Origin of the sequence: Streptomyces sp. NPDC001507, assembly GCF_042894765.1 — a bacterium.
Classification (GTDB): Bacteria; Actinomycetota; Actinomycetes; order Streptomycetales; family Streptomycetaceae; genus Streptomyces.
Genome location: NZ_JBIAVV010000013.1, coordinates 4,659 through 28,736, shown reverse-complemented (window position 1 = coordinate 28,736; position 24,078 = coordinate 4,659). Strand labels below are relative to the sequence as shown.

Genomic DNA, 24,078 nt, shown 5'->3' with positions numbered 1-24,078 from the left:
GGGGTGCCCTCTCAGGTTCGGGACCAGGGTCAGGACGCGCTGGGGGCTTCCTGGTCGCGGTTGGTGCGCAGGGCCCAGATGTGGTGCGGCGGGGCCGTCTCGTGGACCCGGGTGCCGTACTTCTCGTCGGCCCGGTCCATGTCGGCGGCGTACTCGACGCGGCCGCCGCACGGGGCATGCAGGAAGCGGAAGACGTTGGAGCCGATGGTGTGCCGGCCGAGCCTGCGGGCCTCGCGCCAGCCGTGCTCGATCATGTGGTTGCCGCCCTCGATCACGTCGTCGAAGCCGGGCACCTCGTAGGCGACGTGGTTGATCCCCGCCTTGTCTGGGCGGTGGCACAGCAGCATGGTGTGCTGGTCGTCGTCGCCGGGGGCCTGCATGAAGACGCCCATCGGCTCGACCACGTCGGTCGGACGGAACCCGAGCCGGTCGACGTAGAAGCCGACGGCCGCCGCGCGTCCCGCCTTGGGGATGTTCAGGGCGACATGGCACATGCGCAGCGGGCGGATCCGGGTGATCGGCTCCAGGGCGGTGTTCCAGCGGGTGACGCTGCCGAGTGTGTTGGCGGGGCGGGGCGTGAGCGGGGCGGGCGTCGGACGGGCCAGGGTCAGGCCGACGCCGAAGCCGGTCTCGTCGACGGTGTGGTGGACGCCGTCGGCGCTCTCGCGGACCGCGCGGTCCCGGCCCGCCTCCGTCACCAGCCGGGCCAGTTCCTCCGGTGTGTCGACGCCCCACACGACCTCGCGCAGCGTCGGCCCGTCCTCGACGGGGGCCGGCAGCAGCGACGACGGCAGGGTGTCGAGATGCAGGGTCTGTCCGGTGCGCGTCTCGAACACGGCGTGCTCGTCGGTCCGTTCCACCGGGAACAGCCCGAAGTCGTCGAAGAACCGGACGCAGGTGTCGAGATCGTCGATACCGTAGGTGACCGATTCGATTCTCTGGATTCCCATGGATTCCTCGTTTCCGGGTCGCCTCGCGAGCGTAGATATCGGCCGGCGAGGGGCTCAATGGCGTGAGCGGTACGCAATGCGCAAGCGTTTCTTGCGGCTTGGGGCTACGACCGCATCGCGGGAATCGGGTTCTGCGCGAACCACTCGGCGAGGAAGTCCAGGAAGACGCTGATCTTGCGCGGGGTGTCCTGCCCGGGTCCGTAGATCGCGTACAGCGGGCGCTCGGGTACGGCGAGGCCGGGCAGCAGCACCTGGAGGGCGCCGGAGACCAGGTCGTCGTAGGCCGGGCGCTGGGGCAGCAGGGCGATGCCGCGGCCGTGCACCGCCGCCTTCTGCAGGGCGATGTAGGAGTTGGACGAGAACGCGATGTTCCGGATCTTGTGCAGGGTGCTGGCGTGCCCGTGGCCGATCCGCCAGACCGGGTCGTTGAGGTGGACCAGGCAGTCGTGGGCGGCGAGGTCGTTGGGGTGGGCGAGCGTGCCGCACCGCTCGACGTACTCCGCGGAGGCGCACAGCACGAACGGCAGCGAGGCGATCTTCTTCAGCCGGACGCTGGAGTCCCTGAGGTCCCGGGTGTGGAAGGCGACGTCGAATCCGCTGTCCAGGAAGTCGTAGGTACGGTCCGACATCCCGCCGAGTTCGAACCGGACCTGGATCTTCGGATGCGTCGCCGAGAACGCGGCGATGGCGTCCCCGAGGTCGAGGCTGCCTATCCACTTGGGGCAGATGACGCTGAGGGTGCCCTCGGGCCGGTCGTGGAGCTGGGCGATGCCGGCGTCCTCGGCCTCGATCTCGTCGAGGATGCGGGCGGCGAACCCCGCGTAGCGCAGGCCGGGCTCGGTCAGGCTGACGGAGCGGGCGGTGCGGTTGACCAGGCGGACGCCGATCTGCCGCTCCAGCTCCGCCACGTGCCGGGACACCAGGGAGCCGGACGAGCCGAGCTTCTTCGCGGCCCCGCTGAAACTGCCGACCTGGGCGACGGTCACGAAGCTGTGCATGAGGAGCAAGCGGTCCATTTTCCCTCCGAACGCGCGTGCGGCTCGCTCGCGCTGGTCACCCACACAAATGGAATGTCGGCAATTCTGTCAACGGCTGTTCGCTTAAAAGATCGGCGGCGTTTCTCATGGTCAGGCGGTGGATGGGGCCTCGGACGAGGTGGTCCGGACGTAGCCGCGGACGTCCAGGAACGGCGGCTCCCGGTCGGCCTGGAGGTCCACCTGGAAGGTGTTGAGGCACATGCCGAGCATGGTGAAGTTGCCGAGCGCGCCGATCGTGTCGACCAGTCCCTTGGGGCCGAAGTGCGCGAGGGCGCGGGCGAAGGTCGCGTCGGTGACGAAGTGCTCCTCCAGGACCTCCCGGCAGAACTGGTAGAACGCCTGGTCGGCCTCGTCCGCGAAGACCGCCTCGCGCTTTTCGGCGATGGCCGCCACGGCCGCTTCCGGGATGCCGGCCTCGATCGCCTGGCGGACGTGGGCGTTCCAGGAGTACTGGGCGTCCCAGTTGCGGGCGGCCATCAGCAGGGTCAGTTCGCGCAGGTGCTTCGGGAGGCTGCAGTCGAAGCGGGCGAAGGCGCCGAGGGACTCCGCGCGTTCGCACATCTCCGGGCTGTGCAGCCAGACCCGGAACGGGCCGCGGACGGCGCCGCGGCGGCCCGCGATCCGGGCGGCCAGCTCGCGCTGGCGGGGGTTCATGTCGTCTTCACTGAGAACGGGGAGCCTCATGGGGCCGGTACCTGCCTTCTCTCTCCGGCGGCCGTGGATCTCCGGCGGCCGTGGATGCCGGGTGTGGACGCTACAGCCGCTCCGCGGCCGCTCACACCTCCCGGAGCGCAAGGTAAAACTGCACGCCACGGGGCACCCGTTCGCGTCCGCGCGGCCTAGCGTCGGTCGGCGTGTCAGGTACGCCGTACTGGAGAGGAACCCCCGGATGACCACGATCATCAAGGCCGCGTCCGTGCCCCTGCTCGACCGGGGCGGCGCGGTCGTGACGACACCGCTGATCACCACGCCGTCCGCGGGCGGCGAGAACCTCGTCACCAGCGGCATGAGCGTCTACCCGGTGGGCTCGGGGGCGCCGTTGCACTCGCACAACTGCGACGAGCACGTGACCGTCCTGGAGGGCGAGGCGGAGGTGTGGGTGGACGGCGAGGTGACCCGGCTGACCCGGTTCGACACCACGTACGTCCCGTCCCCCGTCCCCCACCTGTTCCGCAACGTCGGCGACACCCCGCTGCGGATCCTGTGGGTGTACTCGTCGGGGTACGTCACGCGGACCTTCACGGCCACGGGGAAGACGGTCGAACACCTGTCGGCCGCTGACCGGATGGGCTGAACCGGCGGTGGCCTGGGACGTCCCAGGCGTCCCAGGGCACGCGGGGACGACATGGTGACGGTTCGGCACGGAAACGCTCCGAGTCGTGATCACGCTTCGTGGTCACCGGCACGACAGCACGGAGGTTTCCATGTCCCGTCGGATCCTGAAGAACGGCCTGCTGGCCTCGGTCGCGGTGTTCGCGTTCCTGCCCACGGCCGGGGCCGCCACCGCGAGCGCCGCCACCCCGGTCCCCGCACCCCAGGGAATCGTGCAGTACTACAACTACACCACTCTGCCCGCGCCGGCCGGCCACCGCCTCCACACCCGGCACTACACGTACCGGACCGTGGGCCGGGTGACCACGCACCGCGTCCGGCTCAACGTCCGCTCCGGCCCGAGCACCCGCTACCGCGTGGTGAGCCACCGTCACAACAACCGGCTCGTCTCGCTGTCCTGCAAGACGTACGGCGGCTCGGTGCGCGGCAACCACACCTGGTACCGGCTCCCGCACCACAAGGGGTACGTCTCCGCGCACTACGTCCGGGTCGGCCACGCCGTCCCGTGGTGCTGACGGGCCGTCACCGGCGTACCCCCTGACCGCATAGGCCTGTTCGGGAACCCACGTTCCCGAACAGGCCTTCGACATACACCCCCTGATTCACCGTCTTCACACCTGTTCGCCGATTGCGGGCCCGGTCCCGATGGGAAGCCATTCCGACAACAGGGGCGAAACGCCCATAGCGTAATGAAGTCGAGGCACGCAACATGCCGCACCCCGAAGGAGCGAGAACCACCCCATCGGACCAGCCGGCGGCGGCGAGGCTGCGCGAGCTGAAGGAGAGCACGGGGCTGAGCCTCGCGGCGCTGGCCGCCCGCACCCCGTACAGCAAGTCCGCGTGGCACCGCTATCTCTCCGGCGACAAGCGGCCGCCGCGTGCGGCCGTGGAGGCCCTGGCCCGGCTCGCGGGCGCCGATCCCGCCGCCGTACTGGCGTTGTGCGAGGCCCCCGAGGGGCCGCCGGCCGCCGAGCCGCCCCTGGAGCGGGGGCCGGCGATACGGTGGTGGCGGCTGCCGCTGACCGCGGTCGCGCTGCTCGCCGTGGCCGGGGTGACGGCGGCGGCCGTGACCGTCGCGGACCGGCGCGGCACACCGGGCGTGCAGCCGGTGTCGGCGGCGCCGCGCTGTCACGGCCGCGCCTGCCAGGGCGAGTTGCCCGACGCGTCGGCGTGCGACCGGGACGCACGGACCAAGAGCCGCGTCACCGGTGTCGCCTACGACGTCCGGCTGCGCTGGTCCCCCGCCTGCGGCACCGCCTGGTCCGAGGTACGGCTGCACACTCCGGTCGCGCGCGAGGTCTCGGTCCGGGCCGGGGAGGACGAGCTCTCGGCGAGCTATCCCGCCTCGGACTCGGTCGGCTACACCAGCCCGATGCTCGCGGTGCCGGCTCCGCGGGGGGTGGAGGCGTGCGCCGAGGTGGCGGGAGAGCTGGCGTGCACCGGGCTGGAGGCGGATTCCACCGCGGAACCGTAGGAAGGCGCCGCGCCCGTGGAAGGAGCGCGGCGCCGGACCGGCCCCGGGGAGAGCGGTCAGTGGGCGGCGACCAGCTTCTCCCGGTCGTTGCCGGCCTGCGGCTGCCTGGCCGAGCGCAGGGCGGCGATGCCGATGAACACCATCGAGGAGACACCGGCCAGCGCGAAGGCGGTGAAGCCCCAGTCCCCGTTGCCCGCGGCGAGCAGCTGGCCGCCGAGCCACGGACCGAAGACCGCGCCGAAGCGGCCCATGCCGGAGGTCCAGCCGACGGCGGTGGCGCGGTTGCCGGCCGTGGAGCGGATGGAGACGGTCGCGTAGATCATCGTCTGGGCGCTGTTCAGGAAGACGCCGGTGAGGAAGACGACCAGAGTGGTCACGCCCATCGGCATGTGGACGCTGAGCAGGTAGACACCGGCGGCGGTCAGGGCGAACCAGATCGCCGCGATGCGCGGGGCGCCGAACCGGTCGGCGGCGCGGCCCGCGATCAGCATGCCCACGATGCCGCCGAGGTTGAAGACGACGACGAAGGTCAGGGCGTTGGTGAGTTCGTAGCCCTCGGTGCGCATCAGGGTGGGCAGCCAGGTGGCGACGCCGTAGACCAGGAGCAGACCGCCGAAGGAGGCCAGCCAGTACAGCAGGGTCTGCAGCCACTCGCCGCCGCGGAACAGGCCGAGCAACGCGTCCCAGCGGTCGGCGGCGGTCTTCCGGCCGGCGACGGCGGGCAGTTCGACCTCGTAGCGGTCGGCCAGCGCGGTGGCCTCCTCGGTGCGGCCCTTGGCGACCAGGAAGCTCAGCGACTCGGGGAGGAGCTTCAGCAGGACGGGGACGAAGAGCAGCGGGAGCACGCAGACCCAGAAGGCGGAGCGCCAGCCGAAGGGGTCGACCAGCCACTTGGCGACGTAGGCGGAGAGGATGCCGCCCGCGTGGTGGGCGGTCATCAGCACGCCGATGGTGATGGCGATCCGGCCGCCCCTCGCGTAGTCGGAGACCATGCTGATCGCGGTCGGCAGCAGTCCGCCGAGGCCGACGCCGGCCAGGGTGCGGCCGAGGCCGAAGACCGCGAGGCTCCCGGAGACGGCGCAGATGCCGGAGGCGAGCGAGAACAGCGTGACGCAGGCGACCATCAGCTGCTTGCGGCCGATCCGGTCGGCGACCGTGCCCGCGGTCAGGGCGCCCACCAGCATGCCGAAGGTGGCGTAGGAGCCGAGGTCGCCGGCCTTGTCCGGGGTGATGCCGAAGGTCTTGGTCTCCAGCAGGTGGGGCAGCACCGAGCCGTAGATGAACATGTCGAGGCCGTCGAAGAGCACGGCCAGCCAGCACAGGCCGACGACCAGCAGGGCCAGTCTGCTGCCGCGCGCGGACAGGGCGGTTGAGGAGGACATCTTTGTTTTCCTCTCGTCCAGGATGCGTTCCCTGGAGGGGAAGCGGTAGAGGGGGTCGAGGCGGCTCGTGCGGCTGACCCGTGGTGCGTAGACGCTAAGGAGCGGCGGGCAAAAACGTCAACACTTTTGTCAACAATCACAGCAACAATCAGCACACCCCAGGTGGCGAAGGGGGTGGGCGACGCGTCGTACCGCGTCGCCCACCCCCTGGATGCCTGCTGTGACCGGATCAGCCCACCGGTGGTGTCCCGTGGGTGTGGAAGGACTCGATCGTCTTGAGACCCCATGCCTGGCCCTTGGCGCGTTCCGCCTCGGTCCAGGTGACCAGCGGCCAGTCGGGGGCCAGCACCAGCCGGGTGAGCGGGTTGCACAGCTCGATCCGGTTGCCGCCCGGCTCGTAGACGTACAGGAAGAACGTCTGCTGGATGGCGTGCTTGTGCGGGCCGGTCTCGATGAACACGCCGCTGTCGATGGCGAGGTCGGCCGCGCGCAGGATGTCCTCGCGGCCGTCGGTCGCGAAGGCGATGTGGTGCAGCCGCCCGGTCGAGCCGGTCCAGTCGGACGTGTAGACGACGTCGTACGACTTGTGGGTGAAGGTCAGCCAGCGGGCCGCGATCGTCCCGTTGTCGAGGCGGACCTGCTCGGTCGACCGGGCTCCGAGGACCTGTTCCTGGAACTCGGCGTTGGCGAGCACGTCGGCGGCCAGGAAGTTGACGTGGTCGAGACGGCGCACACCGACGCCCCGGTTGGGTTTGGCCTGCGGCTGGTTCTTCAGCGCGGGCTTCAGATCGTCCGGCGCCCGGTAGTGCTCGCTCTCCCAGTAGAGGGCGTGCTCGTGGCCGTCCGGGTCGGTGGTGACGTAGAGCTTGCCGAGGCCGGGTTCGTCCTCCACCCAGTGGCCGCTCCCGCCCGCTTCCTCGACCGCCTTCACACGGCGGTTCAGTGCCTCCTGGCTGGAGGTGCGCAGGGCGAGCCGGCCGAGGCCGGGCCGGTCGCGGGCGGTGAGGACCAGGCTGTGGTGCTCGTAGTCGTCGTACGTCCGCAGACAGACCGTCTCGCCGTCCTGGCCGTTGACGGTCAGGCCGAGGAAGTCGGTGAAGAAGGCGACGCTGGCGTCCAGGTCCGGGGTGAACAGCTGGGCATGGCCGATATGGGCGATGTCACCGAGGGGCGGAGCCATCGTTGCCTCCTTGAGGTTGTGCGGGCAGGGCGGCGGCGCGCGGGAAGACGGTGCCGTCGAAGATCTTGCGGGCGGTGCGGACGACCGCGGTGCGGCGGACGGCCGGCGGGGAGCCGCCGGAGCCCGGGTCGACGCTGGTGTCGACCTCCAGGAATCCGGTGGGGTGTTCGATGCGGACGCGGTCGCCGTGCGCCGGGAGCCGGGCGATCCCCTCCGCCACGCTGCCGGGCAGCCTGAGCCCCGCGGCCACACCGGCGGCGCCGAGGACGCCGATCGAGGTGTGGCAGCGGACGGGGATGAAGGTCCGGGTGGTGACCGCGCCGCCGTCACGGGGCGGTGCGAGGAGGCTGAGCTTGGGCACGGTGGCCGTCTCGACGTCGCCGAGGCCCATCAACTTGCCCGCCGCCAGCCGGATCTCGTGGAGGCGGTCGGCGAGGGCCAGGTCCTCCTCCAGGTCCCTGGGCTCCTCGTACCCGGTGACGCCGAGATCGCCCGCGGCGATGAGCACGGTCGGCATGCCGTTGTCGACACAGGTCACCGCCGTGCCCGCGACGGTGTCGAGGACGTTGCCGGTGGGCAGCAGCGGGCTCCCGGCGGGCGGGAACTCGATCACCACCGGGGCTGCCGTGCCGGGCACTCCGGAGATCTCGGCGTCCCCGGTGTAGTCGACGTGCCCGCCCGGGGTCGGGAAGGTCGCGACGGCCAGCTCCCCCGTGTTGAGCATCCGGATCCTCACCGAGGTCTCGCCGTCACCGGCGGCCACGAGCCCCCGCTCCACGGCGAACGGCCCGACCCCGGCGAGGATGTTCCCGCAGTTCTGGCGGTCCGTCACTTCCGGCCGGTCGACGGCGACCTGGAGGAACAGGTAGTCGACGTCCGCCTCCGGGTCGTCCGGCACCGAGACGACCGCCACCTTGCTGGTGAGGGGGTGCGCCCCGCCGAGGCCGTCGATCTGGCGCGGGTCGGGGCTGCCCATCACCCGCAGCAGCAGGTCGTCCCGGGCGGCGGGGTCCGCGGGCAGGTCCTCGGCCAGGAAGTACGCGCCCTTGGAAGTGCCGCCGCGCATCAGCATGCAGCGCACCTCCGCGGGCCCGGTCATGCGCCCTGCTCCTGCTGCTCCTCGTACGTCCGGTACTCGACGCCGAGCCGCTGGAGGGTCTCGCGCAGCCCGTACCGGTCGAGGCCGAGCTGGCCCTCGACGAACGCGGCGCGGGTCGCGGCCTCCTTGGCCTCGCGGGCCTCGGACTTCTCGGCCGTCTCGCGGACGCGCTCGCGGGGTACGACCACGACCCCGTCGTCGTCGGCGAGGACGACGTCGCCCGGACGGATCACCTGGCCGTCGATCGCGATCGGCACGTTGACCGAGCCGCCGGTGGCCTTCACCGTGCCCTGCGAGGAGATAGCCCGGGACCAGGCGGCGAAGCCCATGTCGCGCAGCTCCTGGGTGTCGCGGATGCCGGTGTTGAGGACGGCCCCGCGCACCCCGCGCTGCTGCAGCGCGGTCGCGAACAGCTCGCCGAACAGCCCGTCCGTGCAGGGCGAGGTGGTGGTGACGACCAGGATGTCGCCCTCGCCGCACTGCTCGACGGCCGCGTGGATCATGAGGTTGTCGCCGGGCCAGCTGAGCACGGTGACGGCCGTGCCCGCGACCCGCACGCCCTGCTGGACCGGGCGGATCCCCGGGCCCAGCAGACCGGTCCGGCCCATGGCCTCGCTCACGGTGGCGACACCGAAGCCGGCCAGGACGTCGACGTCCTTCAGCTCCGCCTTCGGCGGGTTGGTGACGATCACGCCGCTCATGCCAGCTCCTTCGCGATCTGCGGGAACGGCCGCATGAACGCCTCGGCCATGGTGGTGTGCGCCAGGCCCAGGTTGGGCCCGGCGTTCCGCTTGAGCTGGACGCCCCGCCGGACGGCGAGGTCGGTGTAGTAGGCCCACAGGTGCTGCTGGGCGCCGAGGCACTCCATCGCCTTGCGCTTGGTCTCCCAGACCTCGGTGATGTCGAGCAGGACCTCCGGCCGGAAGCCGCTCATCTCGGGCTGGTGCGGCTCGAAGTAGAAGACCGGCGGGGCGCCGATGATGTCGCCCGCGCCGGGGTAGCCGATGGCCTGCGCGAGGATGCGGGCCTCGAGGGCCATGCGGTTGGCGGCCGGGTGGTCGCCGTTGTAGGGGTCCTCGACGGGGTGGGTGAGCACGACGTCGGGCTGGGTCTCCCGGTGGACGGCGACCAGCTGGTCGGTCAGCTCGGCGGTGGCGACCAGCGGGTAGTCGCCGGCGTCGAAGAACCGGACCTCGGCGCCGAGAGCGGCGGCGGCCTTCTCCGCCTCCTCCCGGCGTATCGCCTTGATCTCCTCCAGGTTTTTGCCCTCGCGCCACGCCTTGGCGGACTCGCCGCGCTCACCGAAGGTCAGACACGCGATGGTGACCTTCTCGCCCCGGGACGCGGCCAGGGCGATGGCTCCACCCGCCCGCCACACGAAGTCCCCGGCGTGCGCGGTGACGACCAGGGTGGATCGCGGTCGGGTGGTGGCGGGCGCGTTGGCGTGCGTCATGGAAAACTCTCCTTGGTGGACAGGTGTGCGCCCACCCGGCCCGGGCGTGCTCAGTCGCGCAGTGCTTCGATCACGCTCGTGAGGTGGGCGCGGACGGCCGCCTCGGCCGCCTGCGGGTCCCTGGCCCTGATCGCCTCGATCATCGCCAGGTGCTCGCTCAGGGAGTGCTGCGGACGCCCCGGTCGCAGCGCCAGCTGGAAGCGGTGCCGCACCAGTTGGGCGTTGAGCCGCTCCAGCAGTTCCACGGCGGTCTGCTGGCCGGAGATCGTCCGGATCCTGGCGTGGAGTTCCTGGTTGAGCTCGGAGTAGGTGACCGGTTCGCCGTCCGCGACGGCCTTGGTCATGGCCGTACCGAGGTCGGCGAGGCCGGCGAGCTGCTCGTCGCTGGCCGCGACGGCCGCCTTGGCCGCACAGAGTCCCTCCAGGACCATGCGGCACTCCGTGATGGCGACCGCTTCCTCCACGGTCACCACCCGCACCCGTGAGCCGCGGTTGCGGATCCGCTCGACCAGTCCCTGGGCCTCCAGATCGATCAGTGCCGCACGGATGCTGGCCCGCGTCACACCGAACTCCTCGGCGAGCTCGTTCTCCACCAGCCGCTGGGCCGGGGCCATCTCGCCGTGCAGGATCGCCTGCCGCAGCTGCGCGAACGCATGCTGCTTGGCCTGCTCTCCGGTGCTCGGACGGGCTTCCTTCGGCATTGCGCCCTCCCTGAGTGAGTGCCTGTCGAACGTAAATCTAGCCAAACAAGATTGTCAACAATTTTGTCCGCCGTATTGCTGGGGAGATCCGGCGCCCGGCGCGCTCAGCCGGTGCGGTACAGGTCGCTGAGCAGCTCCAGAACGGCCTGGTGGGCGGGGTGCGGATCGTCCCGCCACCAGGCCAGCCGGACGGCGACGGGCGCCGCGTCCCGGACCGTCCGGTAGACGATGCCGGGCCGCGGGTACTGGTTGGCGGTCGACTCGGCGGTCACGCCGACCGCGCGGCCGGCCCCGATGGCGGTGAGCCAGTCGTCGACGTCGTGCGTCTCCTCGACGACCGGCCGCGACTCGGGCGGCCACAGCTCCGGGGTGGTCGTGCCGGTGCGCCGGTCGACCAGGAGGACCCTGCCGGTGAGGTCCGCCAGCCGTACGGTCCTGCGCCGGGCCAGCGGGTCGTCGGCGGCCAGCGCACACAGCCGCCGCTCCAGCCCGACGATGGCCGAGTCGAACCGCCGGTCCTCCAACGGCCGCCGCAGGAGGGCGAGGTCGCAGCCCCCTTCACCGAGCCCGGCGGAGGCCGTGTTCACCCGGACGAGATGCAGTTCGGTCCCGGGGTGCGCGGCGGTCCAGCCGCGCTGGAAGGCCACGGTGTGCCGCCCCACCGCCGACCAGGCGTATCCGATCCGCAGCCGGCGCGGCCCGGAGGCGGCCTCCTGGACCAGGTCGGCGACGTCCGCCAGCACCCGCCGGGCCCGCTCCACCACCCGCGCCCCGGCCGCCGTCGGCGTCACCTCGCGCGAGGTCCGCCGCAACAGCCGTACGCCCAGGGCCCGTTCGAGCCCGGCCAGGGTGCGCGAGACCGCCGCCTGGGACACGCCCAGGGCGATCGCGGCGTCGGTGAAGGTGCCCTCGTCGACGATGGCGACGAGACAGCGCAGCTGCCGCAGCTCGACCTCGTTCATGCGCCAAGCGTATAGATCCCGGCACTCATGCATTTTGCGCAAGCACGGATCGGGCGGACCCTCCTCCCATGCGACGCGCCCTCGAACGCCCGGTCCCCTCCCCCGCGGTCTCCCCCTCCGCGCCGACCCGGCTCTCCGGCATGGCGGCCATGTTCGGCAGCGGCTTGTCCAACCAGACCGGAGCGGCCGTCGGCGCCCTCGCCTTCCCGGTCCTCGGACCGCTGGGAGTGGTGGCGGTACGGCAGTACGTGGCCGCACTCGTCCTCTTGGCCGTCGGCCGGCCCCGCCTGCGCGCCTTCACCTGGCGGCAGTGGTGGCCGGTGCTGCTGCTTGCGGCGGTCTTCGGCACGATGAACCTGACCCTCTACACCGCGATCGACCGGATCGGCCTGGGTCTCGCGGTCACCCTGGAGTTCCTGGGCCCGCTCACCGTCGCCCTCGCCGCGTCCCGCCGCCGGCTGGACGCGGGGTGCGCCGTGCTGGCGGCGGCGGGCGTGGTGGTGCTGATGCGCCCGCAGCCGTCCACGGACTACGCGGGGATGGCGCTCGGCCTGGTCGCCGCGGGCTGCTGGGCGTCATACATCCTGCTCAACCGGGTGGTCGGCCGCCGGATACCGGGTGCCCAGGGCCCGGCCGCGGCCGCGAGCGTGTCGGCGCTGACGTTCCTGCCGATCGGCATCGTGGTGGCGCTGCGGCACCCGCCGACGGCCGGTGCGCTGCTCTGCGCGGTGACGGCGGGCGTCCTGTCGTCGGCGGTGCCCTACCTGGCCGACCTGCTGACCCTGCGCCGGGTCCCACCCCAGACCTTCGGCCTGTTCATGAGCGTCAACCCGGTCCTGGCGGCGGCGGTGGGGTGGGTGGTGCTGGGACAGGGGCTGGGGGTGCCCGCATGGGTGGGGATAGGAGCGGTGGTCGCTGCGAACGCGGTCAGCCTGGCGCCCCGATAGGGGCGCTGGGGGGTACCCCTGGCCGAAGGCCGGGGGAGGAACTGCACGACCAGCCGCCACCGGGCTGCGGTAAACCACCGACCGAACCCACCCCTCACCCCACTGGCCCCCTTACCCCCCGGTCGCCGACGGCGGCCAGGAGGCGCTGTCCGCTGCCACGGTGAGCGCAGTGGGCGAGGGAGAGGAGAGCGGAGAGCTGCCGTTCACGGGGTGACCCATTCGTTCGAGGCGCCGGGACAATTCAATTGCTTGACTCAAGTAAGCCGCATGTGCTTGCCTAACTCAAGTAATCGGGGTCGTTCTGAGCGGAGGCCGCCCCGAGGGCCTGCCCGCGGCGGGCCCGGGCGCCGGCACCCGTGGGGACGGAAGCCGGCGCGGTCCTCGGGCCGGACGCCGGCCCACTCCCCCCGGTCCGGCGGCCGGCCCGAGGACATCTCCCCCGCCCCGCGGCCCGACCGGGATCCAGCACCGGAAAGCGCACGCACCACCAGAGAGCGAGAGCCACCCATGGCCACGATGAAGTCCGTACAGACCGGTGGCGTCGGCAGGATCGAGGTCGTGGACGTCGAGCGTCCCGTGCCCGGTCCGAAGGACGTGCTGCTGAGGATCCGCGCGGGCGGCATCTGCGGCACCGACGTCACCTTCCTGCACATGGGCGGCATGCCCGCCCGCGCCCACCTGGGCGGCGAACTGGTCCCGCTCGCCCTGGGCCACGAGCCGGCCGGCGAGGTCGTCGAAGCCGGTGCCGAGGTCACGGGCCTCAAGGTGGGCGACCGGGTGGTGGTGAACCCACAGGACGCACCCACCGGGATCATCGGCTGCGGCGGCCGGTACGGCGCCCTCAGCGAGTACCTGCTGATCGAGAACGCCGAGGCCGGCCGGAGTGTCGCGGTGTTCCCGGACACCGTGCCCTTCGAGGTCGCCGCCCTGAACGAGCCGATGGCGGTGTCCCGCCACGCCGTCAACCGCTCCCAGGCCGCGCCGGACGACAAGGTCGTCGTCTTCGGCGCCGGGCCGATCGGGCTGGGTGCGGCGATCTGGCTGAAGCTGCGGGGTGTCGGGCATGTCGTCGTCGCCGATGTCATCCCGGCCCGGCTGGAGAAGGCGCTGGCGGTGGGCGCGGACGCCGTGCTCGATTCCGCGGAGGAGGACGTCACCGCGCGGCTGACCGAGCTGCACGGGCAGAGCGCCAACGCGCTGGGCCAGCCCCGCCCCGGCACCGACGTCTTCATCGACGCGGCCGGCGCCCCGGCGGTGTTCAACACCGTGGTGGCCAACGCCAGGTGGCACGCCAGGCTGGTCATGGTCGCCGTGCAGAAGAAGGGTGAGATCGACCTCGGCGGCATGCTCCGCAGCGAGCTGACCCTGGTCGCCTCGCAGGGCTACCCGACGGAGATCTTCGAGGTCACCCCCGAACTGGTCGAGCACCACGAGCGGTTCGCGAGGCTCATCAGCCACCGCGTCCCGTTCGCCGACGTCCACCGCGCCTTCGAGCTGGCGCTGACGCCGGGGGCGGCGGAGAAGGTCGTCGTCACCTTCGACGCGTAGCCGCGGTCACCTTCGACGCACCGCCGAGACGGGCGCCAGCCACAGCCCGAGCAGCGCGTCGGTGAGCCCGGTGGCCGCGTCGCTCCAGGTGGCGCGCGGGGTGGTGGTGCCCTCGGCGAGGGCGCGCTCCCGCTCGGCGCAGGTGTGCAGGATCAACGTCCGTGCCATCAGGCCGCGTTCGGCGCGGACCTCGGCGGGAAGTTCCGGCAGCCGCCGGTTCAGCGCCTCGACGGCCTGGCGCAGCGACGGCGAGGTCAGGGACTCCTCGACCATGATGTCGTAGAGGGCGGGGTCGGTCATGACCTGGGCGCAGAAGCGGGCGTACCAGGTGGGGCTGCCCAGGCTCGCGAGGTGTTCGGTGATCGGCCGGACCAGGCAGTCCACCCGGTCGCGGATGTCGTCGGAGTCGCCGGTCTCGGTCAGCAGGCGGACCCGGATCTCCTCGATCCGGTCGAAGTGCCGGGCGGCGACGGCGCGGACCAGGTCGGCCTTGGTGCCGAAGTGGTAGCCGACGGCCGCGTTGTTGCCCTGGCCGGCGGCCTCGCTGACCTGGCGGTTGGAGACGGCGTACACGCCCTGTTCGGCGAAGAGCCGCTCCGCCGCGTCCAGGATGGCCTCCCGCGTCGCGCCGGCCTGGTCCGCCCGCGCCGTCCTGCCCGCCATGCCCACCACCGCTCCGGGACCGGCCGCCACCCGGTCCGGCCGGTCCCGCGAGCCGCACCGGGGCCCCGCCCGAAGCGGCGGGGTCCAGCCGAAGAAGCCTACGCGGCAGGGCCGCGGAGTGCGGAAACACCCTGCCAGTACGCTAAGTCAAGCGACTGACTTAAATATGGCCCCTGAGCCCAGTCGCGCCATCTCCCGCCTACGGAGGACCAGTTCCATGTCCGAAGCCCCTGTCCAGACCGCCGGTTCCGCGAGACCGGCACGACCGAAGCCGAACTCGGTGGTGGCGGTGCTGGCCCTGTCCGGTATCACCGTCTCCCTGATGCAGACCCTGGTGATCCCGATCGTCCCGGAGCTGCCGAAGTACCTGAACGCCTCCGCGTCCGACGCTGCCTGGGCGGTGACGGCGACCCTGCTCGCCGCCGCCGTGGCCACACCCGTGGCCGGCCGCCTCGGCGACATGCTCGGCAAGCGGCTGATGCTGCTGGTCAGCCTGGTGCTGCTGGTCTCCGGCTCGGTGGTGGCGGCGCTCAGCGACACGCTGGTCCCGATGATCGTCGGCCGTACCCTCCAGGGCCTCGCGGCCGCCGTGGTCCCGCTCGGCATCAGCATCATGCGCGACGAGCTGCCGCCGGAGCGCCTCGCGGGCTCGACGGCGCTGATGAGTGCCTCCCTGGGCGTCGGCGGCGCGCTCGGCCTGCCGGCCGCGGCGTTCATCGCGGACCATTACGACTGGCATGTGCTGTTCTGGACCTCCGCCGCCCTCGGCGTCGTCGCGTTCGCGCTGGTCATGCTGCTGGTGCCGGAGTCCAGGGTGCGTTCGGGCGGCCGCTTCGACGCGGTCGGCGCACTGGGCCTCGCGGTCGGCCTGGTCTCGCTGCTGCTCGCCGTCTCCAAGGGCGCCGACTGGGGCTGGGCGAGCGGCACCACGCTCGGTCTGTTCGCGCTCGCGGTCGTCACGCTGCTCGCCTGGGGCTTCTTCGAACTGCGCACCGCCCGGCCGCTGGTCGACCTGCGCACCACGGTCCGCCGGCAGGTCCTGTTCACCAACCTCGCCTCGATCGCCTTCGGCTTCTCGATGTTCGCGATGTCCCTGGTGCTTCCGCAGCTGCTCCAGCTGCCCACCCGGACGGGCTACGGCCTCGGCAGGTCGATGCTGACGGTCGGTCTGGTGATGGCACCGCAGGGTCTGGTCATGATGGCCTTCGCCCCGCTCTCGGCCGCCGTCACCAAGGCCAGGGGGCCGAAGGTCACCTTGATGACCGGCGCGGTGATCGTCGCCGCGGGTTACGGCCTCAACATCGTCCTGATGTCGGAGGTCTGGCACCTGGTCCTGGTCTCCTGCATCATCGGCGCCGGTGTCGGCTTCGCGTACGGCGCGATGCCCGCGCTCATCATGGGCGCGGTCCCCGCGTCGGAGACGGCCGCCGCGAACAGCCTCAACACGCTGATGCGGTCCATCGGCACCTCGGTGGCCAGCGCCGTCGCCGGGGTGATCCTGGCCCAGCTGACCATCAGCCTCGGCGGCACCACCCTGCCCTCCGAGAACGGCTTCAAGGTGGTCATGGCGATCGGTGCGGGCGCGGCCGTCCTGGCCTTCGTCCTCGCGTCCTTCCTGCCGGGCCGCCGGCCCGCGGACACGGACCCCGCTCCGGCCCCGGCAGCGCCCACGGCCGAGTCCGTGCACTGAGCCGCGGACGGTGATCCGCGGCGGGGCGGGCCGTACCACCGGCGACCGGCCTGCCCCGCCCGCCGGATCACGGGCCAGGACCACAGGAGACCGTCCGGGGCGGAGGCCTGTTCGGGGGAACCGGCTCCGGAAGGCGCGTGCGGCGGCCGTGCCGGGTCACATCTCCTGGGTGACCGTCCTCCCGGTGATCCCGCCCATGCTCGCCACTCCCGGCCGCCTGCCGCCCGCCGCCCAGGACGACCGGTGGGCCTACGAGACCAAGCAGGACGGCCAGCGGGCGGTCCTCTACCTGCCCGGCGACGGCAGCCTGCTGCTGCGCGCCCGGTCCGGCGAGGAGATCACCGCCGCCTACCCCGAGCTGCGCCCGCTGGCGAAGGCCCTGGGCCGGACTCCGGCGGTCCTCGACGGCGAGGTGCTGGCCGTCGACGAACACGGGCGCGCCGACTTCCAGTTGCTGCAGAGCCGGATGGGCCTGGCCCACGCGCCGGCCCGGGCGGCCCGGATGGCGGCCCGGATCCCGGTCCACCTGGTGCTGTTCGACGCGCTGCTGCTGTCGGACCCGCTGCTCACCATGGCGTACGCGGACCGCCGGGCGCGCCTGGAGTCCCTCTCCCTGGAGGGGCCGCACTGGTCGACGCCGAGAGCCGTCGTGGGCCACGGCGCGGAGGCGCTGCGGGCGACCCGGGAGCACGGTCTGGAGGGCGTGGTCTGCAAGCGGCTCGACTCGGTGTACGAGCCCGGGGTGCGGTCCCGCGCCTGGATCAAGATCCGGAACCTGCGCGCCGAGGACATGATCGTCGGCGGCTGGCTGCCGGGCAAGGGGCGGCTGACCGGGCTGCCGGGCGCGGTGCTGGTCGGCCAGCGGTCCGCCGACGGGCGGCTGCGGTACGTCGGCGGCGTGGGCACCGGCTGGAGTGCGGCGGAGCGGGCGGAACTGGCCGCGCTGCTGCGGGCGGCCGGGACCGACGTGTGCCCGTTCGAGCCGGTGCCGCCGGTCCCGGGCGCCCGCTGGGTGGTGCCCCGGCTGGTCGGCGAGGTCAGCTACAGCACCCGCACCCGGGCCGGGCTGCTGCGCCAGCCGTCCTGGCTCCGGCTCCGCCCGGACCTCGCGCCGGAGGAGTCGGCGGCGGACCTGCCGTAGGACCCGCCGTAGGACACGGACCGACCGCCGGGCGGTCTGCGAACGCGGGCCGGACCGGGCGGCGGCCGACAGGATGTCGGAATGGGTGGCCGGCGGGAAGGTCTATCGTGTCCCCATGTCGGTACCCGAGTTGATCCGTATCGTCTCCCGCGACTCGCCGATGGCGCTCGCTCAGGTGGCCCGCGTCCGGGCCGAGTTGGCCGCGCTGTATCCGCAGGTGCGCACCGAGGTCGTGCCGGTGAAGACGACCGGCGACAAGTGGCTGGGCGACCTGTCCCTGGTGGAGGGCAAGGGGGCGTTCACCAAGGAGGTGGACGCCGCGCTGCTGGCCGGTGCGGCCGACCTCGCCGTGCACTGTGTGAAGGACGTGCCCGCGGACCGGCCGCTGCCCGCCGGGACGGTGTTCGCGGCGTTCCTGAAGCGGGACGACATCCGCGACGCCCTCGTCCACCCGGGCGGGCTGACCCTGGACGAGCTGCCGCCGGGCACCCGGATCGGCACCTCCGCGGTCCGCCGGGTCGCCCAGCTGGCGGCCACCCACCCGCACCTGGAGTGCGTGCCCTTCCGGGGCAACGTCAACCGGCGGCTGGAGAAGCTGGCCGCCGGTGAGGCCGACGCGCTGCTGGTGGCGATGTCGGGGCTGGAGCGGATCGGCCGCACGGACGTGATCACCGAGGTGCTGGACCCGGAGGCAATGATGCCGCCCATCGGCGCGGGCATCCTCGCCCTGCAGTGCCGGGAGGGCGACTCCGACCTGATCGACGTGGTGAGCGGGCTCGGTGACCCGGCCACCTACCGGGAGGCCACCGCCGAGCGGATGTTCCTGCACGTGCTGCAGGGCCACTGCAACAGCCCGATCGCCGGCTACGCCCGGGTCGACGGCGGCGGTGAACTGTCGCTGCGTGCCTGCGTGTTCACCCCGGACGGCAAGACCCGGCTGAACGCCCACGAGTGGGCGGGCCGTCTCGACCCGGCCACCCTGGGCACGTCGGTCGCGGTGGCGCTGCTGCGGCAGGGGGCGCGGGAGATCATCGACGGTATCCCCCACTAGGCGCTCCGCTGGGTGGGGCCGGGTTGTGTCGTCGGTCGTCTGCGGCATCGTCGTGGCTGGTCGCGCAGTTCCTCCCCCGGCCTTCGGACGGGGGTGCCCCCAGCGCCCCTTCGGGGCGCTGCCGAGCTCAGGGAGTAGTAGGGCCCGGCTCCGTCTGATCCTTGAGGAAGACCGTGACCTGGTGGGACAGGCTGCCCGGGGCTGCGGTCTGGCAGGCCGTGGCGTTGGTCGTCTCCAGAATGCCGATACCGCCCGCCCACAGGCGGCGTTCCGTCCACTCCTCGTCGACGCGCAGGTGGATCTGGATGTCCACCTGGGTCAGGGCGGCCTCCGGGGCGGCGGCGTAGAGGACTGCGGTCGCGCGGCGCAGCGGGTAGACGTCGAAGCCCTCGATGAACTGGGAGTTGCGCCAGTCGATGAACGCGCCCTCGCCGTCGGGACCGACCCGGACGTCGATCTGGCCGTCCTCCAGCTGCACGCCGAAGTGACCGGAGCCGCGGTTCTCGATGGTCACCCGGGCACTGAAGTACGTCAGCCCGGCTGCGGCGTCGTCCCGGCCGCGCGGCGGCTCGGACTCCTCCAGGCGGTGGACGCGGACCCGCAGACCGGCATGCTCGTCGTACTCGTGCCAGTCCCCGACCACGTTCGGCTCGTACACAGTGCCCCTCTCGACCCCCGCTGTTTATCTGTGTGCTCAGCGCACTGTCAAATGAGTGGAATGCGCTGTGGCCAGGGGGTTCGCCCGCTTTGATCGCTGATCAAGCGTTGCGCAGCGGTTATCCCGCCCCGGGGGTCCGGGGCGGGTCGCGGGCGCGTGCCGCACATCACGTCGGTGTACCCGGCACCGTGACCGGCTCAGCGGGCCAGGCGGCCGAGCAGCGAGGAGGCCGCGGCGATGCCGAGGGCGGCGGCGACCGCCAGCACGGCGAAGTCGAGGCCGAGGTGGGCCGGAGTGCCGAGCAGCAGGCCGCGCAGGGCGTCGACCTGGTAGCTCAGCGGGTTGATCTTGCTGACCACCTGGAGCCAGCCCGGCATGATCGCCAGGGGGTAGAGGGCGTTGGAGCCGAAGAACAGCGGCATGGTGATCGCCTGGCCGATGCCCATCAGCCGGTCGCGGCTGAGGACGATGCCGGCGATGCTCATCGACAGGCAGGAGAAGAAGGCCGAGGCCAGGACGACGGCCAGGGCGACACCGAGGAGCTTGAGCGGGTTCCAGGTGAGGGAGACGCCGAGGATCGCGGCGATGACGATCACCACGACGGCCTGGATCAGGGACTTCACGCCGGCCGCGAAGGCCTTGCCGGTGATGAGCGCCGAGCGGGGGGTGGGGGTGACGAGGAGCTTGTTGAGGATGCCCGCGTCGCGCTCCCAGATGATCTGGATGCCGTAGAAGATGGCGATGAACATCGCGGACTGGGCGATGATGCCGGGCGCGAGGTAGTCGATGTAGGGGATGCCGCCGGTGGGTATCGCCCGTATCCGGGTGAAGGTCTGGCCGAAGATCAGCAGCCAGAGGGCGGGCTGGATCGCGCGGGTGTAGAGCTCGGTGCGGTCGTGGCGGAGCTTCTGCAGCTCCACGGCGCACATGGCGACGACCCGGGCGGGCAGCAGCCGCCAGCCGGAGCGCGGCTGGGGCGGGGTCAGGAGCAGGGACGTGCCCGTGTGCTCAGCCGACACGGTTCGCGGTGCGGCGGGTGCTTCGGACATCGCGGAAACCTCCTGACTGGTCGTCGAGGCCGCTGCCGGCCACGTCGCGGAAGACGTCTTCGAGGGTGGGCAGGGCGTCGGTGCCCTGGCGTTCGGCGAGGCCGCGCCTGAGTTCGGCGGGGGTGCCGAGGGCACGGATGCGGCCGCGGTGCATCAGGCCGACCCGGTCGCAGTGCTGGTCGGCCTCGTCCATGTAGTGGGTGGTGACCAGGACGGTCATGCCGGTCGCCGCGCGTACGGAGTTGATCTGGTCCCACACGCTGGTGCGGGCGATCGGGTCGAGGCCGATGGTCGGTTCGTCCAGGATCAGCAACCGGGGCGCGCTGACCAGGGCCTGGGCCAGTTCGAGGCGGCGGACCATGCCGCCGGAGTAGGTGCCGGCGAGCCGGTCGGCGGCGTCGGTGAGGTCGACGGCCGCGAGCGCCTCGGCGACCCGCGGGGCGCGCTCGCGCCGGGGCACGTCGAAGACGCGGGCGAACAGCTCGACGTTCTCGCGTCCGGTGAGCCCGCTGTCGGCGGACAGCTGCTGCGGGACGTACCCGAGCAGCCGCCGTACGGCCATCCGCTCCCGGCCGGTGTCGTGGCCGAAGACACGGACCATCCCGGCGGGGACGGGCAGCAGGGTGGTGATGCAGCGGATGGCTGTGGTCTTGCCTGCGCCGTTGGGACCCAGCAGGCCGAAGACCTCGCCCTCGCCGACGCTGAGGTCGAGACCGTCGACGGCCTTGGTCTCCCCGAAGGAGTAGGAGAGGCCGGTGCAGGCGACTGCGGCGGTGTCCGTTGTCATGATTCCCCGGTCTCCTCGTGCAGAGTGTCGGCCAGTCTGCGCAGCGCGGGAAGCGCCGCCCTGAGCGCCTCCTGGTCCGCCTCGTCCAGCCGGGTGACGTGACCGGCGACGAGTTCCGCGCGGCGGCGGTGCCAGTCGGCGAGTCGCTTCTCGGCGTCGTCGGTGAGCAGCAGCCGGGCGGCCCGGCGGTCGGCCGGGTCGGTCTCCCGGCGCATGAAGCCGTCCTTGACGAGCTGGTTGACCAGGGTCGACACCGAGTTGCTCGCCAGGTACAGCTCCTTGGCGGCGTCCGAGATGCCGATCCCGGGCCGTGACTCGACCAGGCGCAGCAGCTCCACCTCGGCGCCGCGCAGCCGCGGCCGGGTGAGCCCGCGGCGCAGTCTGCGGCGGATCAGCCGCTGGATGCCGACCAACGCGTCGGCGAGTTCTTCGGGAAAGGTCTCCGATTCCACACACCGAAGGTTACCTCTGCTACAGAGGTATCTCCCCCAAGGGACGGTCAAGGGAAGGTCCGACGGAAAGACCGTCCGCCGCCGAACGAGAACCGTCTAAGCTTTTTGCCCGAATTGTTTCGCTATACGCCGTTCGGGGCATCCCTAGCACAGTGCTTCGGACCGGAGGCACGTGCGTGGGAGCCGGGTTCCGCCGGCCGCCCCGTGTCCTCTCCGGGGTCCGAGCGCGTTCCTCCCACGGTGTCCGTCCACCAGCACCACCCGCCGAGGGAGGTGCGCATGATGCGTACCGCCTGCACACCCAGGTCCCATCCGCACGACGACGCCCCGGACACGGCCCGGGCCTTCGTCCGGCTGGCCGAACTGCCCGAGGGCCCGGAGCGCCGGGCACTGCGGGACGAACTGGTCGAGCTGTGGCTGCCCATGGCCCAGCGGATCGCCGTACGGTTCCGCGGCCGGGGGGAGACCCTGGAGGATCTCTACCAGGTCGCCGCGCTGGGTCTGGTGAAGGCCGTCGACCACTACGATCCGGCGCGCGGCCGGGCCTTCGAGGCGTACGCCGTGCCGACCGTCACCGGCGAGATCAAGCGCCACTTCCGGGACCACATGTGGACCCTGCACGTGCCGCGCCGGGTCCAGGAGCTGCGCAACCGGGTCCGGAGTGCCCTCAAGGAGCTGGACCAGGCGACCCCCGGGCGCCCGCCCACCGTGGCCGAGGTCGCCGCCCTGGCCCAGCTCACCGAGGAAGAGGTGGTGGCCGGGATGGAGGCCCTGGAGTGCTACTCGGCGCTGTCGCTGGACGCCGAGGTGCCCGGCGGCGACGGCTACGCGCTCGGCGACACCCTGGGCGCCCTGGACCCCGGCTACGACCTGATCGTCGACCGTGCGGCCGCGGAACCCTGCCTCCAGGGCCTGCCCGAGCGCGACCGGCTCATCCTTTACCTGCGGTTCTTCCGCGGTATGACCCAGAGCCGGATCGCCGAGCAGCTGGGCATCTCGCAGATGCACGTCTCCCGCCTGCTCAGCGCCTGCTTCGACCGGCTGCGCGACGAGCTGCTGGCCGAGGCCGGCTGAGGGTCACCCGGCGGGCGGTGCGCCGGGGATCTGGGTGGGGCCGTACCGCTCGATGGCCTCCGCCAGCTCCACGCGGATCTCGGCGGGCATGTCGCCGGTGCGCCCCCAGACGAGGATCAGTTCGGCGACGTTGCGCAGCTTGATGTTGGTGTGCTGGGAGACCTCCTTGAGCACCTCCCAGCCCTCGTCGGGCGTCACCCGGCCGATCGCGACGATCATCCCGATGGCCTGGTCCACCACGGCATGGGAGGCTACGGCCTCCTTGAGCTGGTCGACCTCGGCCTCCAGGCGGAAGATCCGGTCCGGCTCGCTCTCTCCCATCCATCCATCGTGTCACCCGTCTGGCTCCGCGCCACCGGGGTACTCGGCAGGCATTCCCACCGCTTCCGGTTGGAGACTGGTGGCAGACCGGTCGCCCTGCCGGCCCCGACACCAGGACGCGAGTGCCATGAACGACGACACGCCTCCCCCAGGACCCGCGCAGACCGGACCCGCGCAGAAGAAGCGGCCGGTGGTCTCCACGCACTCGGTCTTCGGTGCCCCGTGCTGGGTGAGCCTGACCAGCCGCGACCTGCAGACGACCGAGGACTTCTACAGCGCCGTGCTCGGCTGGCGATGGCGAAGCGTCAGGCTCGGCGACCACTTCCGGATCGCCCTGGCGGACGGGGTTCCGGTGGCGGGCATCGCCGCGGTCGCCGCGATGTGGCAGATGGCGGTGGCCTGGACGCCGTACTTCGCGGTGCCCGACGCGGACGAGGCGGTGGCCCGGGCCCGGGAGCGCGGGGGCACCCCGGCGGTGGGGCCGCTGTCCTTCCCGCCCGGCCGGGCGGCGCTGATCGCCGACCGGGACGGTGCGGTCTTCGGCATCTGGGAGGGGGAACTGGTCGCCAACTGGGAGACCTGGCGGCAGGCCGCACCGACCTTCATCCGCCTGCACACCCGCAACGCCTTCGACTCGGCGATCTTCTACGGCGAGGTCCTCGGCTGGGCCTCGGACAAACCGGGCTGCTGCGAGGTCGAGTACGAGGGTGGCGAGGTGGTGCTGCGCAGCCGCGGCGACGCCGTGGCCCGTATCGACTCGGGGGCGGTGGAGGCGGCCCCCGATCCGTCGGTACGGCCGCACTGGCAGATCCACTTCGCGGTGAGCGACGTGGCGGCGTGCGCCCGGATCGCCGAGAAACACGGTGGCAGTGTGCTGAGCGAGGGGGACACCGAGGCGATCCTGCGGGATCCGGACGGTGCCCAGTTCACGGTGACGACGGCTCGCGGGGCGCGGTAGCCGGTGCCCGGGTGCGACGTGGTGGCTCGCCGTGGTGGTCCGGTGCGGATCCGTCGTGGCTGCTCGCGCAGTTCCCCGCGCCCCCGAAAGCTTTCGGGGGCGCGGGGAACTGCGCGAGCCACCCCCCCGCCCCCCCCCCCCCCCCACCACCCCCCCCCCCCCCCCCCAC

Annotated in this window: 26 protein-coding genes; 10 read left to right on the top strand and 16 right to left on the bottom strand. The window is 72.1% G+C overall.

Annotation, left to right across the window (positions count from 1 at the left end; translation table 11 throughout):
- Window positions 1-29 precede the first annotated feature (29 nt).
- From ACFY0K_RS36150 to ACFY0K_RS36140, 3 genes are all read right to left on the bottom strand, one after another.
- Complete coding sequence (locus tag ACFY0K_RS36150) at window positions 30-950, bottom strand: VOC family protein (RefSeq protein ID WP_390643394.1); 921 nt, start codon at window positions 948-950, stop codon at window positions 30-32.
- A 104-nt stretch (window positions 951-1,054) separates the two neighbouring features.
- Window positions 1,055-1,966, bottom strand: coding sequence for a LysR family transcriptional regulator (locus tag ACFY0K_RS36145; protein ID WP_351961471.1), 912 nt, complete (start codon window positions 1,964-1,966; stop codon window positions 1,055-1,057).
- Between the two features lie 111 nt (window positions 1,967-2,077).
- A complete protein-coding gene (locus ACFY0K_RS36140) occupies window positions 2,078-2,641 on the bottom strand; it encodes a carboxymuconolactone decarboxylase family protein (protein ID WP_390643393.1) in 564 nt (187 codons plus the stop codon).
- A 235-nt stretch (window positions 2,642-2,876) separates the two neighbouring features.
- On the opposite strand from ACFY0K_RS36140, the gene ACFY0K_RS36135 reads away from it, so the two are divergent.
- The 3 genes from ACFY0K_RS36135 to ACFY0K_RS36125 all read left to right on the top strand — a co-directional run bounded on the left by ACFY0K_RS36135 (window position 2,877) and on the right by ACFY0K_RS36125 (window position 4,793).
- Complete coding sequence (locus ACFY0K_RS36135; protein WP_351961472.1) at window positions 2,877-3,281, top strand: cupin domain-containing protein; 405 nt, start codon at window positions 2,877-2,879, stop codon at window positions 3,279-3,281.
- A gap of 130 nt (window positions 3,282-3,411) precedes the next feature.
- Window positions 3,412-3,834, top strand: coding sequence for an SH3 domain-containing protein (locus ACFY0K_RS36130; protein WP_390643392.1), 423 nt, complete (start codon window positions 3,412-3,414; stop codon window positions 3,832-3,834).
- Window positions 3,835-4,028: 194 nt separating this feature from the next.
- A complete protein-coding gene (locus ACFY0K_RS36125) occupies window positions 4,029-4,793 on the top strand; it encodes an XRE family transcriptional regulator (protein ID WP_390643391.1) in 765 nt (254 codons plus the stop codon).
- Between the two features lie 56 nt (window positions 4,794-4,849).
- Here the strand turns inward: ACFY0K_RS36125 and ACFY0K_RS36120 are convergent, their stop codons facing one another.
- The 7 genes from ACFY0K_RS36120 to ACFY0K_RS36090 all read right to left on the bottom strand — a co-directional run bounded on the left by ACFY0K_RS36120 (window position 4,850) and on the right by ACFY0K_RS36090 (window position 11,570).
- The gene (locus tag ACFY0K_RS36120; RefSeq protein WP_390643390.1) at window positions 4,850-6,175 is read right to left on the bottom strand and encodes an MFS transporter; all 1,326 of its coding nucleotides are present in this window, start codon (window positions 6,173-6,175) and stop codon (window positions 4,850-4,852) included.
- Between the two features lie 229 nt (window positions 6,176-6,404).
- Complete coding sequence (locus ACFY0K_RS36115; protein WP_390643389.1) at window positions 6,405-7,355, bottom strand: VOC family protein; 951 nt, start codon at window positions 7,353-7,355, stop codon at window positions 6,405-6,407.
- Window positions 7,336-8,454 (bottom strand): 4-oxalomesaconate tautomerase, encoded by a 1,119-nt coding sequence (locus tag ACFY0K_RS36110; protein ID WP_390643388.1) that lies wholly within the window; start codon window positions 8,452-8,454, stop codon window positions 7,336-7,338. Before ACFY0K_RS36110 ends, ACFY0K_RS36115 begins: the two co-directional genes overlap by 20 nt.
- Window positions 8,451-9,155: a 4-carboxy-4-hydroxy-2-oxoadipate aldolase/oxaloacetate decarboxylase gene (locus ACFY0K_RS36105; RefSeq protein ID WP_390643387.1), complete on the bottom strand. Its 705-nt coding sequence runs from the start codon at window positions 9,153-9,155 to the stop codon at window positions 8,451-8,453. Before ACFY0K_RS36105 ends, ACFY0K_RS36110 begins: the two co-directional genes overlap by 4 nt.
- A complete protein-coding gene (locus ACFY0K_RS36100) occupies window positions 9,152-9,907 on the bottom strand; it encodes a PIG-L deacetylase family protein (RefSeq protein ID WP_390643386.1) in 756 nt (251 codons plus the stop codon). Before ACFY0K_RS36100 ends, ACFY0K_RS36105 begins: the two co-directional genes overlap by 4 nt.
- 50 nt (window positions 9,908-9,957) lie before the next feature.
- Window positions 9,958-10,608 (bottom strand): GntR family transcriptional regulator, encoded by a 651-nt coding sequence (locus tag ACFY0K_RS36095; RefSeq protein ID WP_390643385.1) that lies wholly within the window; start codon window positions 10,606-10,608, stop codon window positions 9,958-9,960.
- Between the two features lie 104 nt (window positions 10,609-10,712).
- A complete protein-coding gene (locus tag ACFY0K_RS36090; protein WP_390643384.1) occupies window positions 10,713-11,570 on the bottom strand; it encodes a LysR family transcriptional regulator in 858 nt (285 codons plus the stop codon).
- A gap of 140 nt (window positions 11,571-11,710) precedes the next feature.
- On the opposite strand from ACFY0K_RS36090, the gene ACFY0K_RS36085 reads away from it, so the two are divergent.
- Complete coding sequence (locus ACFY0K_RS36085) at window positions 11,711-12,517, top strand: DMT family transporter (RefSeq protein ID WP_390643680.1); 807 nt, start codon at window positions 11,711-11,713, stop codon at window positions 12,515-12,517.
- A gap of 507 nt (window positions 12,518-13,024) precedes the next feature.
- On the top strand, window positions 13,025-14,065 hold the full coding sequence (locus ACFY0K_RS36080) for a zinc-binding dehydrogenase (protein ID WP_390643383.1): 1,041 nt from the start codon (window positions 13,025-13,027) through the stop codon (window positions 14,063-14,065).
- 6 nt (window positions 14,066-14,071) lie between these two features.
- On the opposite strand, the gene ACFY0K_RS36075 is transcribed toward ACFY0K_RS36080, so the two are convergent.
- Window positions 14,072-14,728: a TetR/AcrR family transcriptional regulator gene (locus tag ACFY0K_RS36075; RefSeq protein WP_390643382.1), complete on the bottom strand. Its 657-nt coding sequence runs from the start codon at window positions 14,726-14,728 to the stop codon at window positions 14,072-14,074.
- 217 nt (window positions 14,729-14,945) lie between these two features.
- On the opposite strand from ACFY0K_RS36075, the gene ACFY0K_RS36070 reads away from it, so the two are divergent.
- From ACFY0K_RS36070 to hemC, 3 genes are all read left to right on the top strand, one after another.
- Window positions 14,946-16,418 carry an MFS transporter gene (locus tag ACFY0K_RS36070; RefSeq protein ID WP_390643381.1) on the top strand — a complete coding sequence of 491 codons (1,473 nt, stop codon included), beginning with the start codon at window positions 14,946-14,948 and terminating at the stop codon, window positions 16,416-16,418.
- 196 nt (window positions 16,419-16,614) lie between these two features.
- Window positions 16,615-17,559, top strand: a complete 945-nt coding sequence (locus ACFY0K_RS36065; protein WP_390643679.1) for an ATP-dependent DNA ligase — start codon at window positions 16,615-16,617, stop codon at window positions 17,557-17,559.
- A gap of 115 nt (window positions 17,560-17,674) precedes the next feature.
- On the top strand, window positions 17,675-18,610 hold the full coding sequence (gene hemC, locus ACFY0K_RS36060; protein WP_351961486.1) for a hydroxymethylbilane synthase: 936 nt from the start codon (window positions 17,675-17,677) through the stop codon (window positions 18,608-18,610).
- Between the two features lie 127 nt (window positions 18,611-18,737).
- On the opposite strand, the gene ACFY0K_RS36055 is transcribed toward hemC, so the two are convergent.
- The 4 genes from ACFY0K_RS36055 to ACFY0K_RS36040 form a co-directional block, all read right to left on the bottom strand.
- Window positions 18,738-19,268 (bottom strand): hypothetical protein, encoded by a 531-nt coding sequence (locus ACFY0K_RS36055; protein WP_390643380.1) that lies wholly within the window; start codon window positions 19,266-19,268, stop codon window positions 18,738-18,740.
- Between the two features lie 197 nt (window positions 19,269-19,465).
- Window positions 19,466-20,317, bottom strand: coding sequence for an ABC transporter permease (locus tag ACFY0K_RS36050; protein ID WP_390643379.1), 852 nt, complete (start codon window positions 20,315-20,317; stop codon window positions 19,466-19,468).
- The gene (locus ACFY0K_RS36045; RefSeq protein WP_390643378.1) at window positions 20,277-21,104 is read right to left on the bottom strand and encodes an ABC transporter ATP-binding protein; all 828 of its coding nucleotides are present in this window, start codon (window positions 21,102-21,104) and stop codon (window positions 20,277-20,279) included. Before ACFY0K_RS36045 ends, ACFY0K_RS36050 begins: the two co-directional genes overlap by 41 nt.
- Window positions 21,101-21,556 carry a MarR family winged helix-turn-helix transcriptional regulator gene (locus tag ACFY0K_RS36040; protein WP_382727614.1) on the bottom strand — a complete coding sequence of 152 codons (456 nt, stop codon included), beginning with the start codon at window positions 21,554-21,556 and terminating at the stop codon, window positions 21,101-21,103. The genes ACFY0K_RS36045 and ACFY0K_RS36040 overlap by 4 nt, the downstream gene beginning before the upstream one ends.
- Before the next feature lie 282 nt (window positions 21,557-21,838).
- Between ACFY0K_RS36040 and ACFY0K_RS36035 the strand changes: the two genes are divergently transcribed.
- On the top strand, window positions 21,839-22,630 hold the full coding sequence (locus ACFY0K_RS36035) for an RNA polymerase sigma factor SigF (RefSeq protein ID WP_390643678.1): 792 nt from the start codon (window positions 21,839-21,841) through the stop codon (window positions 22,628-22,630).
- A gap of 3 nt (window positions 22,631-22,633) precedes the next feature.
- Here the strand turns inward: ACFY0K_RS36035 and ACFY0K_RS36030 are convergent, their stop codons facing one another.
- Entirely contained in the window at window positions 22,634-22,951 is a 318-nt protein-coding gene (locus ACFY0K_RS36030; protein WP_390643377.1) for an ANTAR domain-containing protein, read from the bottom strand.
- A gap of 127 nt (window positions 22,952-23,078) precedes the next feature.
- On the opposite strand from ACFY0K_RS36030, the gene ACFY0K_RS36025 reads away from it, so the two are divergent.
- Window positions 23,079-23,909, top strand: coding sequence for a VOC family protein (locus tag ACFY0K_RS36025; protein ID WP_390643376.1), 831 nt, complete (start codon window positions 23,079-23,081; stop codon window positions 23,907-23,909).
- The last annotated feature ends 169 nt before the right edge of the window (window positions 23,910-24,078 follow it).

Coding starts and splice junctions, on each gene's coding strand:
- ACFY0K_RS36090 (WP_390643384.1), bottom strand. CDS start 11,570: ATGAACGAGGTCGAGCTGCGGCAGCTGCGCTGTCTCGTCGCCATCGTC.
- ACFY0K_RS36105 (WP_390643387.1), bottom strand. CDS start 9,155: ATGAGCGGCGTGATCGTCACCAACCCGCCGAAGGCGGAGCTGAAGGAC.
- ACFY0K_RS36125 (WP_390643391.1), top strand. CDS start 4,029: ATGCCGCACCCCGAAGGAGCGAGAACCACCCCATCGGACCAGCCGGCG.
- ACFY0K_RS36095 (WP_390643385.1), bottom strand. CDS start 10,608: ATGCCGAAGGAAGCCCGTCCGAGCACCGGAGAGCAGGCCAAGCAGCAT.
- ACFY0K_RS36120 (WP_390643390.1), bottom strand. CDS start 6,175: ATGTCCTCCTCAACCGCCCTGTCCGCGCGCGGCAGCAGACTGGCCCTG.
- ACFY0K_RS36100 (WP_390643386.1), bottom strand. CDS start 9,907: ATGACGCACGCCAACGCGCCCGCCACCACCCGACCGCGATCCACCCTG.
- ACFY0K_RS36080 (WP_390643383.1), top strand. CDS start 13,025: ATGGCCACGATGAAGTCCGTACAGACCGGTGGCGTCGGCAGGATCGAG.
- ACFY0K_RS36145 (WP_351961471.1), bottom strand. CDS start 1,966: ATGGACCGCTTGCTCCTCATGCACAGCTTCGTGACCGTCGCCCAGGTC.
- ACFY0K_RS36115 (WP_390643389.1), bottom strand. CDS start 7,355: ATGGCTCCGCCCCTCGGTGACATCGCCCATATCGGCCATGCCCAGCTG.
- ACFY0K_RS36135 (WP_351961472.1), top strand. CDS start 2,877: ATGACCACGATCATCAAGGCCGCGTCCGTGCCCCTGCTCGACCGGGGC.
- ACFY0K_RS36075 (WP_390643382.1), bottom strand. CDS start 14,728: ATGGCGGGCAGGACGGCGCGGGCGGACCAGGCCGGCGCGACGCGGGAG.
- ACFY0K_RS36045 (WP_390643378.1), bottom strand. CDS start 21,104: ATGACAACGGACACCGCCGCAGTCGCCTGCACCGGCCTCTCCTACTCC.
- ACFY0K_RS36150 (WP_390643394.1), bottom strand. CDS start 950: ATGGGAATCCAGAGAATCGAATCGGTCACCTACGGTATCGACGATCTC.
- ACFY0K_RS36065 (WP_390643679.1), top strand. CDS start 16,615: ATGCTCGCCACTCCCGGCCGCCTGCCGCCCGCCGCCCAGGACGACCGG.
- hemC (WP_351961486.1), top strand. CDS start 17,675: ATGTCGGTACCCGAGTTGATCCGTATCGTCTCCCGCGACTCGCCGATG.
- ACFY0K_RS36025 (WP_390643376.1), top strand. CDS start 23,079: ATGAACGACGACACGCCTCCCCCAGGACCCGCGCAGACCGGACCCGCG.
- ACFY0K_RS36050 (WP_390643379.1), bottom strand. CDS start 20,317: ATGTCCGAAGCACCCGCCGCACCGCGAACCGTGTCGGCTGAGCACACG.
- ACFY0K_RS36030 (WP_390643377.1), bottom strand. CDS start 22,951: ATGGGAGAGAGCGAGCCGGACCGGATCTTCCGCCTGGAGGCCGAGGTC.
- ACFY0K_RS36070 (WP_390643381.1), top strand. CDS start 14,946: ATGTCCGAAGCCCCTGTCCAGACCGCCGGTTCCGCGAGACCGGCACGA.
- ACFY0K_RS36035 (WP_390643678.1), top strand. CDS start 21,839: ATGCGTACCGCCTGCACACCCAGGTCCCATCCGCACGACGACGCCCCG.
- ACFY0K_RS36130 (WP_390643392.1), top strand. CDS start 3,412: ATGTCCCGTCGGATCCTGAAGAACGGCCTGCTGGCCTCGGTCGCGGTG.
- ACFY0K_RS36140 (WP_390643393.1), bottom strand. CDS start 2,641: ATGAACCCCCGCCAGCGCGAGCTGGCCGCCCGGATCGCGGGCCGCCGC.
- ACFY0K_RS36110 (WP_390643388.1), bottom strand. CDS start 8,454: ATGACCGGGCCCGCGGAGGTGCGCTGCATGCTGATGCGCGGCGGCACT.
- ACFY0K_RS36085 (WP_390643680.1), top strand. CDS start 11,711: ATGGCGGCCATGTTCGGCAGCGGCTTGTCCAACCAGACCGGAGCGGCC.